This window comes from Sporosarcina ureae DSM 2281 (assembly GCF_000425545.1).
GTDB lineage: Bacteria > Bacillota > Bacilli > Bacillales_A > Planococcaceae > Sporosarcina > Sporosarcina ureae.
The window spans coordinates 1-14,484 of sequence record NZ_AUDQ01000001.1 but is presented as its reverse complement, the minus strand read 5'-3'; the positions used below and the strand labels follow the sequence as shown (position 1 = coordinate 14,484).

Below are 14,484 nucleotides of genomic sequence, written 5' to 3'. Positions count from 1 at the left end.
CGAAAAAATCATGTAGGAACCGATATAATACATAGACAATCATATTTCAGATGGACAGGTGAAGAAATTGACAACGATCCAGCAAATAAAAGATCAATTACTAGAGTTACAAGAACCAAATAAGTGGCTTACGGAACTGGAAGCTGACACTAGAAAAGGTGTCCAACAAGCGATTAATCAATGGCGTGCTCGATATGATAAAAAACAAGCACTTATTCAAGAATTTCAAAAGAAAATGGCTTTTGATAATTCATATAGATCCTCACGGGTTTTATTGGTGGCGGGAATTGACGAAGCGGGAAGAGGGCCTTTGGCGGGGCCGGTAGTTACAGCTGCGGTTATACTACCTGATGATTGCTCTGCCCTTATCGGACTGGACGATTCGAAAAAAGTATCTAAAGAGAAAAGGCAAGCATTTGCTCGACTGATTAAAGAACAGGCTATGGCGTACGCAATACATGTGCAGCCTGCTAAAGTAATAGATGAATTGAATATATACCAAGCAACAAAGCAGTCGATGGAGATGGCTATAAGTGAACTGAAGATAGCGCCACATGCAGTTTTAGCAGATGCAATGAATCTGCACACGGCGTGCCCGTGTTACTCCATCGTAAAAGGTGATGAAAAAAGTTTATCTATCGCAGCTGCCTCTATATTAGCTAAAACAACTCGTGATGCGCTAATGAATGAATTGCATGAGGAATTTCCTTGGTATGCATTTAATGAGAATGCGGGATATGGAACAGCGAAACATTTACAAGGACTTGAAACGCATGGATTTTGTGAACATCATCGCAAATCATTCGAGCCGATCAAAACGATGTGGAGGGATCGACAATGAATTTAAATTCATTATCCGCTTCATCTGCAAGAGCTACTGCTACGGAAACTCAACCGCTTTCACTTAAAGAAGGACAGATGATACACGGAAAGATCACGCAATTATTTCCTGGTCAAATGGCGCAAGTACAAATTGGGAATCAGCAGTTGTATGCAAAATTGGAAGTGCCTATGCAGGCAGGAGATAATTATTACTTCAAGGTTAACGGTACTGAACCTGAATTACAGTTACAAGTCATTTCCGGTCCAGTGCGTGGAGGAGAAGGCCAGTCAGCTCAACTGACCCAGTTAATGGAGTCATTAAATTTACCTAAAACAAAAGAAATGAAAGATGTACTCGCGACAATTATCAAGCAAAGAATTCCTATGACATTAGAAAATATGCTTGAAGCTGTCAATCTACTGAAAACGTTGCCCGAGGGAATGAGAGCAGAAGCGCTAGCAACGCTTGGAAAAATCGCTGAAGCAAGGCTACCTTTCACGCCCGCTATATTCCAATCGCTTCTACAAGCTCAGACGGGCACGATTGCGCAACAATTCACAACGTTACTAGCTGCCATCCAAAGTGAGCCTAACCTGCCTCCAGCGGTGCGTGAACAGCTTCTGGTGACGATGCAAGCTCTGTCTTCCCCTTTAAGCCAAGTGGTAGGGAAGGAACTGCTTAATCAAAGTGTATCCCAATTACTTAATCCGCAAGCTAGTCAAGCAGATCGGTTAGTAGCGTTGCAGTTATTGAAAAATGCCGATATACTGCCAGCTCGAACATCGTTGGCCAACTTGCCTCAAGTATTGGCTGAGCAGATTACGAAAGTGGATACGCTACCTGCAAATGTTACTAGCAACATGACGCATCAAACAGACGCTAGTAAGGCTATACAGTCTTTAGTAAGTCAATTGAGTCAGACGCCTGTTGCAAATCAACAAACAATAAAAGCTGTTGTGCAAAATATTACGCAGCAATTACCCAATACAACACTTCCGGAACCTGTAAAAAATACGTTGCAGACTGTGATTAATCAGATAACCCAACAACCGATGACAGATCGTGCTAAAGCTACTGTCGTTGAACAATTTAGTAAAGTATTTACGCAAGTAACTGCAACCCAAGCAACCGCGCTGTCAGCACTCCCTCACACAGCGCTAGTTGACCAACTTAAGCAGACATGGGTACAACAAGCGAACAGGCAGGAAGCAGCCGATCTGTCATTGCAACAACAAACTGTTATGAAGGAAGTACAACAATCAGTACCTTCGCTATTAGTACCACATGATAAAGCAAATGAGGCAATTCGTGTATTAATGCAAACGGCTGAAAAGTCAGAGAATATTCAAGTGAAACAACTAATTCAGACGGCTGAAGCTCAAGTATCACAGACGATAAATGGAGCTGTCATGAAAGAAGCTATAAAACATGTATTCAGTACATTAGGTGTGAATTACGAAGCCATGCTCTTAGGAAAAGAGCCTGATGTAGCCAATTTGGCGAGCGCATTAAAACCTCAATTGCTAGCCATGCTACAAGATCCATCGCTTTCACCGACACTGCGTGATGCCGCGGAGACAATGGTGCTTCGCATGAATGGAACCCTACTCCAATCAGGTGAGACAGGCACGCAACAACAGCTGATCATGCAACTGCCAATTGAAATGTTTGGTAAGAAAATCGATGCTACGTTGCAATGGAATAGCCGCATGAAAGAAGATGGAAAAATCGATCCGGCTTTTGCACGGATATTATTTTATTTAGAATTGGAATCACTGTCGACAACATTAGTTGATATGCATGTGCAAAATAAAGTGGTAAATTTGACGATTTTTAATGATGTACCTTCCTTGAAAACAACCGGACCAACTTTTCAAGATGTATTAAAAGAAGGCCTCGAAGGAGTAGGTTACAAACTATCAGGAGTTATGTTTAAAGCATTCACAGCAAAACAGCAAAACAGCAAAAAAACAGCTGGCACCTTCCAATCGGATGAGGGAGGAGTAGATTACAGAATATGAAAAAAGAACAACGTTTCACAAGAAAAGAAGCCGTTGCACTGTCCTACGACCCTGAAGTATCAGATGCCCCGAAAGTAATAGCCAAAGGGAAAGGGAAAATCGCTGAAAATATTCTTGAGCGAGCGCAAGAACATGCTATTCCTGTGCAGGAAGATCCAAGTCTGCTGGAATTACTTGGGCAATTAAATGTCAACGAAACGATACCTGAAGAACTATACCAAGCCGTATCGGAAGTGTTCGCTTATATATATCGTTTAGATCGTGAAAAAAGTAGTATGAAATAAGAGTGCTTTTAAATTGTTGGAAATTAAAGAATTTTGTTTTACAATAGCGATTCATGGACAATGTGTGACGGTTTGATTACAATAAAGCAGTAGTTGAACTTCAAGCAATTGTAAATCGAATGGAGGCAGTACGTATGAACATCCATGAATATCAAGGGAAGCAGCTATTGAGAGATTATGGAGTGGCTGTTTCGAAAGGCCGTGTCGCATTTTCGCCGAAAGAAGCAATGACAATCGCGAAGGAAATCGGTACAGAGCCTATTGTGGTAAAAGCGCAAATACATGCGGGTGGACGTGGTAAAGCAGGCGGAGTCAAGATTGTGAAAACGCTTGATGAAGTACGTTCAGTAGCAGCTGATTTAATCGGTACGCAACTTGTAACACACCAGACCGGTCCTAAAGGACAAGAAGTGAAACGTCTTCTTGTTGAAGAAGGGATCGATATCGAAAAAGAATTCTATATTGGCCTTGTCGTTGACCGGGCAACAGATCGTGTAACATTGATGGGTTCAGCTGAAGGTGGCGTGGAAATCGAAGAAGTGGCAGAACATAGCCCTGAAAAGATTTTCTATGAAGTAATAGATCCGGTAGTTGGTTTGGTTCCTTTCCAAGCACGTCGTATGGCGTTCAATATGGAGATTCCAAGCAATCTTATCAATAAAGCCGTAAGCTTTTTCTTAGGTTTATATAAAGTATTCAGTGAAAAAGATGCATCAATCGTTGAAATTAATCCGCTTGTCGTAACAAAAGATGATCGTGTACTTGCATTGGACGCGAAATTCAACTTTGACGATAACGCTACATTCCGTCATAAAGACATTATGGAATTACGTGACTATGATGAAGAGGATCCGAAAGAAATTGAAGCATCCAAGCATGACTTGAGCTATATTTCTCTAGACGGAAATATCGGTTGCATGGTAAATGGAGCCGGTTTAGCGATGGCGACAATGGACACAATTCATTTCTATGGCGGAGAACCCGCTAACTTCTTGGATGTTGGGGGCGGCGCAAAGAAAGAAAAAGTAGCAGCTGCTTTCAAGATTATTTTATCTGATCCAAAAGTAAAAGGTATTTTTGTTAATATCTTTGGTGGAATCATGAAATGTGACGTAATTGCTGAAGGTGTAATTGAAGCTGCTAAAGAAGTAGGGCTTCAAGTACCACTTGTCGTACGTCTTGAAGGAACGAATGTAGAACGCGGGAAAGCCTTGCTGAAAGAATCCGGCATCAATATTGTAGCAGCGGATTCCATGGCAGAAGGCGCGGAAAAAATCGTCGAGTTGATAGGATAAGAAAGGCAGGTACAAATCATGAGTATTTATGTAAATAAAGATACAAAAGTCATTGTACAAGGAATTACAGGTTCCACTGCCCTGTTCCATACACAGCAAATGTTGGAATATGGTACAAAAATTGTCGCTGGCGTAACGCCTGGTAAAGGCGGTCAGACAGTGGAAGGCGTGCCGGTATTTGACACTGTGGAAGAAGCAGTTAAGGAAACAGGCGCAACTGTTTCCATTATCTATGTTCCTGCACCATTTGCAGCGGATGCAATTATGGAAGGCGTAGATGCTGAACTGGAAATGACGATCTGTATTACAGAGCATATTCCTGTTCTAGATATGATTAAAGTAAAGCGTTATATGGAGGGCAAAAATACTCGTTTGATCGGTCCAAACTGTCCAGGTGTCATCACTGCAGATGAGACGAAGATCGGTATTATGCCAGGCTATATTCATACAAAAGGGCATGTGGGCGTAGTTTCTCGTTCAGGTACACTAACATATGAAGCGGTTCATCAGTTGACACAAGAAGGAATTGGTCAAACTACGGCTGTCGGAATTGGTGGAGACCCGGTAAACGGCACGAACTTTATCGATGTCTTGAAAGCATTCAATGAAGATCCAGAGACATATGCAGTAGTCATGATCGGTGAGATTGGTGGTACTGCAGAAGAAGAAGCAGCCACTTGGATTAAAGAAAATATGACGAAGCCTGTAGTTGGCTTTATCGGAGGTCAAACTGCACCCGAAGGTAAGCGTATGGGACACGCAGGCGCTATAATTTCCGGAGGTAAAGGTACAGCTGCTGATAAAATCGAAGCTCTACAAGCAGCGGACGTTCAAGTTGCAGAGACACCTTCTGTCATAGGTGAAACATTAATCAAAGTCCTGAAAGAAAAAGGACTATACGAGAAATGTAAAACGAAGTAAACTGAAAGGAGTAGCTTAATTGCTGCTCCTTTTTTCGTGCTCATGCTTGTAGTGTCGAACAGAGGAGAATTCGATGCTATATACTAATCAGCAACTACATTTACTGAACATACATTATATCCATCCAGTACCCTTTAATCGTTTTATGAATCTATTACAAGAGAACCCTTCATTAGAAGATTTGCACTCTTACTCCGCTCTTCAATGGTCACATATTTTTAATTTACCTGCAGAAAAAGTGGAACAGTTTCCAGTGAAATATCAAGAAATATCATGTCTTCCTATAGTGGAAATGCTAAGAAAAAACGATTGTATCCCTATTACTTATTTTCATTCAAATTACCCGGAAGAATTAAAACAATTATGTGATCCGCCAGCTGTTCTTTATACTAAAGGCAATAATCTTTTATTAAAAAAACGTCCGCGGGTTGGAATAATCGGTTCCCGTAAAGCTACGAACTATTCCAAAAAGGCGTTGGAATTTATTGTGCCACCACTCGTCGATCATCATATCCCAATTGTCTCAGGCTTAGCAGATGGAGCAGACACGATGGCACATCAAGCTACTATCGAATATGGTGGGGAGACAATTGGCGTTTTAGGTCATGGATTTTCTCATATGTATCCGAAAAAGAATCAAAAAATTGCTGAAGAAATTGCGAAAAATCATTTACTTGTGACAGAGTATCCACCGTACTTTGCACCTGCCAAATGGACATTTCCTATGCGCAATCGGATTATCAGTGGCTTGTCCAATGCGCTAGTCATTACAGAGTCTGTCGAAAGAAGTGGAACGATGAGTACGGTAGAGCATGCTCTTGACCATGGAAAAGAAATATTTGCAGTACCTGGCGCCATAGATTCTGCTCTATCAGCGGGTCCAAATAAGCTATTGGATGAAGGGGCTAAGCCGTTGTGGAGTGGTTATCAGATTATTGATTCTTTACTATAAATCGGCCTATCCTCTTTTTGGCAGATGTTTAAAAGGTTGCATTATCTTGAAAACTGTTATACATTTTGCAACAGATATTCTTTTGCTGAATAAATATAAAGAAATCTCTCTGAGGAGGGAACGATATGGCAGATTACTTAGTAATAGTGGAATCGCCTGCTAAAGCGAAAACGATTGAACGTTACTTAGGAAAGAAGTATAAAGTTAGTGCATCACTTGGTCATTTACGTGATTTACCCCGAAGTCAAATGGGTGTAGATACCGAAAATAATTATGAACCGAAGTATATTACGATCCGAGGAAAAGGACCAATTCTTCAAGATTTAAAAAAAGAAGCAAAAAAAGCAAAGAAAATTTTTCTTGCAGCTGACCCGGATCGCGAAGGGGAAGCAATAGCTTGGCATTTATCACATCAATTAGGTGTAGATATCGAAACTGATTGCCGCGTGGTCTTCAATGAAATTACAAAAGAAGCAATAAAGGAATCATTTAAACACCCTCGTCCTATTAACATGGATTTAGTGGACGCGCAGCAAGCGAGAAGGATCTTGGATAGATTAGTAGGCTATAACATTAGCCCGATCCTGTGGAAGAAAGTAAAGAAAGGTCTATCCGCAGGGCGTGTGCAATCCGTTGCTTTACGTTTGATCATTGACCGGGAAAATGAAATCAATGCATTTGAACCAGAAGAGTACTGGTCCATTACTTCACAATTCACTAAAGATGACAAAACTTTTGAAGCGCAATTTTATGGCGATGCTGCAGAAAAAGTGAAACTGACGAATCAAGAGCAAGTGGAAAAAATCGTCAATTCAATAAAGCCAGACGAGTTTGAAGTATCAAAAGTAGTGAAAAAAGAACGTAAACGTAATCCGGCGTTGCCGTTCACAACATCATCCCTTCAGCAAGAGGCGGCACGTAAGCTGAATTTCCGTGCGAGGAAAACGATGATGCTTGCACAACAATTATATGAAGGAATTGCGATCGGAAAAGAAGGTACAGTTGGTTTGATTACGTATATGCGTACCGACTCGACGAGAATCTCTGATACCGCAAAAGAAGAAGTGAGATCTTTCATTCACACGATGTACGGTGAAGAATTCATTTCAACTAGTACGAAGAAGACCAAAGCTAAAGCAAAGACACAGGATGCACACGAAGCAGTGAGGCCGACATCTGCTATGCGACCACCCGATGCGATGAAAGCGTTCTTAACAAGAGACCAACATCGTCTATATAAATTGATTTGGGAACGTCTCGTTGCAAGTCAAATGGCACCAGCTGTTTTGGATACGGTGACTGCTGATTTCTTAAATGGAGATATCCGTTTCAGAGCATCAGGATCTCAAGTGAAATTCCCAGGGTTTATGAAAGTTTATATCGAAGGCAATGATGATCAACAAGAAGAAAAAGAGAATATTCTACCACCTCTTGAAGAGGGCGAGCGTATTAAATACGCAGAGGTGGATCCGAAACAGCACTTCACACAACCGCCACCAAGATATTCGGAGGCGCGTTTAGTGAAGACACTCGAGGAGTTGGGAATAGGAAGACCTTCTACGTACGCACCAACACTTGATACCATTCAAAAGCGTGGCTATGTCACACTGGATGCCAAGCGGTTTATTCCAACAGAACTTGGAGGGATCGTCCATCAAGCGGTGAATCAATACTTCCCTGATATCATTGATATCGAATTTACGAGACAGATGGAACAGCGTCTTGACCATGTAGAAGAAGGCACGATTGAATGGCGTACAGTAATCGATGACTTCTATCGCGATTTCGAAAAGCACGTAGAAGTAGCCGATGCCGAAATGGAAAAGATTGAAATCAAAGATGAACCAGCAGGTGAAGATTGTGAGAAATGTGAATCTCCGATGGTCTATAAAATGGGGCGCTACGGAAAATTTATGGCTTGCTCCAACTTCCCAGACTGTCGTAATACGAAGGCCATTATCAAACCAATCGGTGTGAAATGTCCGAAGTGTAAAGAAGGCGAAGTTGTCGAGCGTAAGAGTAAGACGAAGAGAATCTTCTTCGGTTGTGATCAATATCCTGAATGTGACTATGTTTCATGGGATAAACCGATCTCAAGACCATGTCCGAAATGTCAGCACACAATGGTTGAAAAACGCCTGAAAAAAGGTGTTCAAATCCAATGTACTGAATGTGATTATAAAGAAGAACCACAAGGCTAGTACGTGAATGTAATTAAACATAATGAGAAAGAGGTAGTTGTAATGACGCAAATTGTAAATGTGATCGGAGCAGGGTTAGCTGGAAGTGAGGCTGCTTGGCAATTAGCTAATAGGGGTGTTCAAGTAAAACTATTTGAAATGCGTCCTGTGAAGCAAACCCCCGCCCATCATACTGATAAATTTGCGGAGTTAGTATGTAGCAACTCGTTACGTGCCAATAACCTGACGAATGCCGTTGGTGTGATCAAAGAAGAGATGCGTCAATTAAATTCATTGATTATCCAAGCCGCGGACGAATGCGCGGTACCTGCTGGCGGTGCGCTTGCAGTAGATCGTCACGAATTCGCAGGCAACGTCACTGAAAAAGTCCGGAATCATCCGAATATAGAAGTGATCAATGAAGAAGTAGTGAAAGTGCCGGAAGGAATTACGGTAATTGCCTCTGGTCCACTCACATCTCCAGTATTAGCCGAAGAAATACGGCAGCTGACTGGTGAAGATTATTTATACTTCTATGACGCGGCAGCTCCCATCGTAGAAGCTGATTCCATCGATATGGATAAAGTTTATTTGAAGTCACGCTATGATAAAGGTGATGCGGCATATTTAAATTGCCCCATGAACAACGAGGAATTCGAACGATTTTATGAAGCCTTAACCTCAGCTGAAGTTGCTCCTTTAAAGGATTTTGAAAAAGAACTTTACTTTGAAGGGTGTATGCCGATTGAAGAAATGGCGAAGCGCGGTGTGAAAACGATGTTATTCGGTCCGTTAAAACCGGTTGGACTTGAAGATCCTAAGACAGGCAAAGAGCCAAAAGCGGTTATTCAGTTACGACAGGATAACGCAGCGGGCACTTTATATAACCTGGTAGGATTTCAGACACATCTAAAATGGGGAGCACAAAAAGAAGTATTGAAACTGATACCAGGATTGGAAAATGTGGATATCGTGCGCTATGGTGTAATGCATCGTAATACATTTATCAACTCACCTAGAGTATTGAACTGCACATATCAACTTAAATCACAGCCGACCATTCTGTTTGCGGGTCAAGTAACAGGTGTAGAAGGCTATGTTGAATCGGCAGGGTCAGGATTGATTGCGGGTATTAATGCAGCTCAATTGGCAAAAGGCGAGAAGCCGGTCCGTTTTCCGAGAGAAACAGCTCTTGGTAGTATGGCGCGTTATATCACAGAGGCTGATCCAAATAACTTCCAGCCGATTAACATCAATTTCGGATTATTCCCTGAGCTGAATAGGCGATATAGAACAAAAGCGGAACGAGCAAACAAACATGCGACACGCGCATTGGATGCTTTACAAGAATTTAAATCAACGACAAACATATGACAGAAATCGGACTGAAGATCGAACTCCATCTAATCGGAGTTCGATCTTCAGTTTTTTAGTTGTAGTGGCAATATGCAACTTCCTAATAGATATAACGTCTTATATTTTGGAAGAAGTAATGGTGGATAGGATGAAGAATTCCTTAGCTGTTAAAGTAATTTGACTGTTATGTGACGGAAATAGTTCATAAATCTAAAAATAATCAATAACCAGTTTTTCAAAGTTGCCCAAAATTCCTTGCTAATGTATAGTGTTTTATGGACAACATTCGGCTTTGATAGTTTATTTCGAACTGTATGTAATCAATAATCTTGCGAATCTTTAAGTGCACGTTGTACGATGATAAATTCGTATCGAGGTGATAAAATGATTCCTGAAATAAAAAAATTGGCAGAAGAATATGTATCTTATATTCGACTAGAGAAAAATTACTCATCCTACACGGTCGCGGAGTATGAAAAAGATCTTCGGGATTTTTTATTATTTCTACAACAAGAGGGAATCGAGAAATTGGAAGACGTCGACTACCCCGTAGCTAGATTGTATATTACACGATTATATGATCGTTCTTATGCGAGAACTAGTATTTCCAGGAAAATATCAGCCATCCGCTCATTTTATACATTCATGAATGCTCGATACGGGATTGAAGATCAAGCATTTCGATTATTGTATCATCCGAAGCAAGAAGAACGCCTTCCTGCTTTTTTCTATCAGCAAGAGCTGGAAAAACTTTTTGAAGTCACGATAGGGGAAGACTTCCGCTCTTTGCGAGATCGTGCTTTACTTGAGTTGCTTTATGCGACAGGGATCCGTGTCGGTGAATTAGTAGAAATCGAAGTGCAAGATGTGGATCATTATTTAGGAATTGTGAAAGTAATGGGTAAAGGACGAAAAGAACGATTTGTGCCATTCGGGAGTTTTGCAGAGGGAGCGTTGCAAAACTATATAGACAGTAGTCGTCCGCAATTGATGAAGCAAAAGAAGCATACAAAATTGTTCGTCAATCTGCGTGGAGACCCTTTGACGGATCGCGGTGTGCGCTATGTATTAGATGATTTAATGGAGAAAGCGTCTCTGCATACAAATATTACACCACATATGATCCGACATACGTTTGCAACACATTTGCTTGGGGCCGGAGCAGATCTTCGGTCCGTACAAGAACTGCTGGGACATAGCCATCTATCGTCAACTCAGGTCTATACCCATATCACAAATGAACACTTACGCCAGACTTATTTACAAACGCACCCTCGTGCTTAGGAGGAACTATAATGAAATTTCATGCAACAACGATATTTGCTATTCATCATAATGGGCAATGCGCTATGTCAGGTGATGGGCAAGTGACGATGGGCGAGTCGGTCGTCATGAAGCACACAGCGAAGAAAGTCCGTAGATTATTTAACGGCAAAGTCTTAGCTGGTTTTGCAGGTTCTGTAGCGGATGCTTTTACGCTATTTGACTTATTTGAAGCTAAACTCAATGAATACGATGGAAATCTTCAGCGAGCGTCAGTTGAGCTTGCTAAAGAATGGCGTGGAGATCGTATCCTGCGTAAATTAGAAGCATTGTTACTTGTTATGGACGAAAATACGCTATTACTTGTCTCAGGTACTGGCGAAGTAATAGAGCCGGATGACGGGGTATTAGCAATCGGTTCCGGAGGTAATTACGCACTAGCGGCCGGGCGTGCACTGAAGAAGCACAGCAGTGAATTGACAGCGAAAGAAATTGCTGAAATCTCACTTGAGACAGCTGCTGATATTTGTGTGTTCACCAATCATAATATTATCGTGGAGGTGCTTTAAGTGATGAAGCAAGAGATGACTCCTAAAGCGCTCACAGCGTATTTAAATCGTTATATTATTGGGCAAGAAAAAGCGAAAAAGGCAGTTGCTGTTGCTATGCGTAATCGTTATCGCCGTATGCAGTTGACTGCTGAAGAACAAGAAGAAGTTATTCCGAAAAACATTTTGATGATTGGACCTACAGGTGTCGGAAAAACAGAAATTGCACGAAGAATTGCCAAGTTGATTCATGCGCCTTTCGTAAAAGTAGAAGCGACAAAGTTTACTGAAGTCGGATATGTAGGACGAGATGTTGAATCAATGATTCGTGATTTAACTGAAGTCGGAGTACGTATGGTGAAAGAGGATATGCGTGAAGCGGTTAAAAAGCAGTCTCAAAAGTTAGCGGAAGAACGTTTAGTAAAATTACTAGTACCTGAAGCGAAAAAAAATACAGAAGGTCAAAATCCCTTTGAAATGTTTTTCGGTCAAAAGACACAGCCAGAACCCGAACAAACAGAAGATCAAGCCGAGATTAGACGAAAGCGTTCAGACATCGCTGAACAACTTGCAAATGGTCAAATTGAAGACAAGATGGTGACAGTAGACGTGCAAGCGCAACAACCATCTTTATTCGATGCGTTGCAAGGATCTGGTATGGATCAAATGTCGGGTATGCAAGACGCTTTATCTTCACTTATGCCGAAGAAGAAAGTTCAGCGTCGCATGAAAGTCAAGGATGCGAGAATTGTACTGGAAGCGGAAGAAGCGGATAAGTTAATTGATCAAGATGAAGTGGCACGTAAAGGAATTGAGTTAACGGAACAAGCGGGAATTATTTTTCTTGATGAAATGGATAAAATCGCAAGTAGCAATCAAAAATCTTCAGGTGAAGTGTCTCGTGAAGGTGTACAACGTGATATACTGCCAATCGTCGAAGGTTCTACGGTTACAACAAAGTATGGTGCTGTTAAGACTGATTATATTTTGTTCATTGCCGCAGGAGCATTCCATATGTCGAAACCGTCTGATATTATTCCGGAGTTACAAGGTAGATTCCCAATTCGTGTAGAATTAGACAAATTGACAAAAGATGATTTTGAACGCATACTGCGAGAACCGGATTTTTCTTTATTAAAACAATATGAACGACTTCTTGCGACAGAAGAAGTTGAAATTGAATTTACGGATGAAGCAATCAGTAAGCTGGCTGAAATTGCATTTGAAGTCAATAATGAAACAGAAAATATTGGTGCGAGAAGATTGCATACGATTTTAGAAAAGTTGCTAGAAGATTTATCATTCGAAGCAGCAGAAATCGGACCCGCATCTATTAAGATTACACCAGCATATGTAGATGAAAAGCTGGATGGAATTGTAAAGAACAAAGATTTGTCACAATTTATTCTATAAGGAAGTCGTAATAGTTTATTTAATGATTGAAAACCTTTAGAATATTCATTAAAGTCTGAAGAAAACCTTGAGGAGGAACAATAAAGATGAGTTTATTAGTTAAAACAAGAAAAATTAATGCAATGTTACAAGAAGGTGCAGGCGGTCCTGTTAACTTTAAAGAGATGGCAGAAGAGCTAAGTGAAGTAATTGATTGTAACGCGTTTATCGTAAGTAGAAGAGGTAAATTACTTGGTTTAGAAATTCATCATCAAATTGACAATGAACGCATGAAGAAAATGTTCGAAGATCGTAAATTCCCTGAAGAGTATACGAACCGGTTGTTCCAGATTAGTGAAACGTCTCCAAATATCGATATCGAGAGTGAACATACTGTATTCCCTATCGAAAACAAAGAATTATTCCAAGATGGTCTAACTACAATCGTTCCAATCATCGGTGGTGGCGAACGCTTAGGTACTCTAATCCTTGCACGACTAAAAGAAGGATTTACAGAAGATGATCTAATCCTTGCTGAATATGGTGCGACAGTAGTAGGTATGGAAATTTTACGTGAAAAATCAGAGGAAATTGAACATGAAGCACGCAGTAAAGCGGTTGTGCAAATGGCGATTAACTCATTATCTTACAGTGAGCATGAAGCAATCGAGCATATCTTCAAAGAGTTAGACGGTAATGAAGGTTTGCTTGTAGCTTCTAAAATCGCTGATCGTGTTGGAATTACACGTTCAGTAATCGTCAATGCATTTCGTAAACTTGAAAGTGCTGGTGTCATTGAATCACGTTCTTTAGGAATGAAAGGTACGTATATTAAAGTATTGAACGATAAATTCCTAGGAGAGCTTGAGAAACACAATTCATAAAACAAAATACTATTCAAATTCAAAACTGTTTAGAAACTGAAGGAACTTCCGTTATTACGGATTTTCTTCAGTTTTTTTATTGAAATGAAATCTTTTTGGTCTTTCCGAATTAATATTGTGTTATATACATGTAAAATAGGTAATACTACTTATATTAGGAATAATGTGAAGTAGATGGATATAAGTGAGAGATTACTATGCGGTCAATATAGTAATTAAATTACACTACTGTAACCGTCAAGTAGAATTCAACAGTTTTCGATAAATAACTTTCAACAGTTTTCATCAATTAAGACTCAACACTTCATTCTGTAAAAAGGGTTTTTCTGTATTTCATCCGAATGCTATCCTGCTCTTCACTAAATGTAAGAATTTCGCTGCGATGAAGAAGACGATCAAGGATTGCTGTAGTCAGAGTAGGATCACCCAAGAACTTTCCCCATTCACCTGGCCCCTTATTTGATGTCAGAATAAAGGCTGCCCTGTCATATAGTTCGTAAATGAATTGGAAGAATAGATGGGCCTCCTGTGGCTCATAAGCCATATACATGACATCATCGATGAT

At 40.6% G+C, this 14,484-nt stretch carries 13 protein-coding genes; 12 read left to right on the top strand and 1 reads right to left on the bottom strand.

Going from position 1 to position 14,484, the window contains the following annotated elements; genetic code table 11:
- Window positions 1-67: 67 nt before the first annotated feature.
- The 12 genes from H605_RS0100065 to codY all read left to right on the top strand — a co-directional run bounded on the left by H605_RS0100065 (window position 68) and on the right by codY (window position 13,919).
- The gene (locus H605_RS0100065; RefSeq protein ID WP_029052313.1) at window positions 68-841 is read left to right on the top strand and encodes a ribonuclease HII; all 774 of its coding nucleotides are present in this window, start codon (window positions 68-70) and stop codon (window positions 839-841) included.
- Window positions 838-2,844 carry a hypothetical protein gene (locus tag H605_RS0100060; protein WP_029052312.1) on the top strand — a complete coding sequence of 669 codons (2,007 nt, stop codon included), beginning with the start codon at window positions 838-840 and terminating at the stop codon, window positions 2,842-2,844. Before H605_RS0100065 ends, H605_RS0100060 begins: the two co-directional genes overlap by 4 nt.
- Window positions 2,841-3,128, top strand: a complete 288-nt coding sequence (locus H605_RS0100055; RefSeq protein ID WP_029052311.1) for an EscU/YscU/HrcU family type III secretion system export apparatus switch protein — start codon at window positions 2,841-2,843, stop codon at window positions 3,126-3,128. Before H605_RS0100060 ends, H605_RS0100055 begins: the two co-directional genes overlap by 4 nt.
- A 134-nt stretch (window positions 3,129-3,262) precedes the next feature.
- Window positions 3,263-4,423 (top strand): ADP-forming succinate--CoA ligase subunit beta, encoded by a 1,161-nt coding sequence (gene sucC / locus H605_RS0100050; protein ID WP_029052310.1) that lies wholly within the window; start codon window positions 3,263-3,265, stop codon window positions 4,421-4,423.
- Window positions 4,424-4,441: 18 nt separating this feature from the next.
- Entirely contained in the window at window positions 4,442-5,344 is a 903-nt protein-coding gene (gene sucD / locus H605_RS0100045; protein WP_029052309.1) for a succinate--CoA ligase subunit alpha, read from the top strand.
- Between the two features lie 145 nt (window positions 5,345-5,489).
- Complete coding sequence (gene dprA / locus H605_RS0100040; RefSeq protein ID WP_248681185.1) at window positions 5,490-6,296, top strand: DNA-processing protein DprA; 807 nt, start codon at window positions 5,490-5,492, stop codon at window positions 6,294-6,296.
- A 125-nt stretch (window positions 6,297-6,421) separates the two neighbouring features.
- Window positions 6,422-8,497, top strand: a complete 2,076-nt coding sequence (topA, locus tag H605_RS0100035; protein WP_029052307.1) for a type I DNA topoisomerase — start codon at window positions 6,422-6,424, stop codon at window positions 8,495-8,497.
- Between the two features lie 42 nt (window positions 8,498-8,539).
- Window positions 8,540-9,850 (top strand): FADH(2)-oxidizing methylenetetrahydrofolate--tRNA-(uracil(54)-C(5))-methyltransferase TrmFO, encoded by a 1,311-nt coding sequence (trmFO, locus tag H605_RS0100030; RefSeq protein WP_029052306.1) that lies wholly within the window; start codon window positions 8,540-8,542, stop codon window positions 9,848-9,850.
- A 366-nt stretch (window positions 9,851-10,216) separates the two neighbouring features.
- The gene (gene xerC / locus H605_RS0100025; RefSeq protein WP_029052305.1) at window positions 10,217-11,116 is read left to right on the top strand and encodes a tyrosine recombinase XerC; all 900 of its coding nucleotides are present in this window, start codon (window positions 10,217-10,219) and stop codon (window positions 11,114-11,116) included.
- A gap of 8 nt (window positions 11,117-11,124) precedes the next feature.
- Entirely contained in the window at window positions 11,125-11,664 is a 540-nt protein-coding gene (gene hslV / locus H605_RS0100020) for an ATP-dependent protease subunit HslV (RefSeq protein WP_029052304.1), read from the top strand.
- Window positions 11,665-11,667: 3 nt separating this feature from the next.
- Complete coding sequence (gene hslU, locus H605_RS0100015; RefSeq protein ID WP_037561382.1) at window positions 11,668-13,056, top strand: ATP-dependent protease ATPase subunit HslU; 1,389 nt, start codon at window positions 11,668-11,670, stop codon at window positions 13,054-13,056.
- Between the two features lie 86 nt (window positions 13,057-13,142).
- Entirely contained in the window at window positions 13,143-13,919 is a 777-nt protein-coding gene (gene codY / locus H605_RS0100010) for a GTP-sensing pleiotropic transcriptional regulator CodY (RefSeq protein ID WP_029052302.1), read from the top strand.
- 304 nt (window positions 13,920-14,223) lie between these two features.
- Here codY and H605_RS0100005 read toward each other — a convergent pair.
- Window positions 14,224-14,484, bottom strand: a 261-nt coding sequence (locus tag H605_RS0100005) for an ATP-binding protein (RefSeq protein ID WP_029052301.1), incomplete at its 5' end; no start/stop codon positions are given.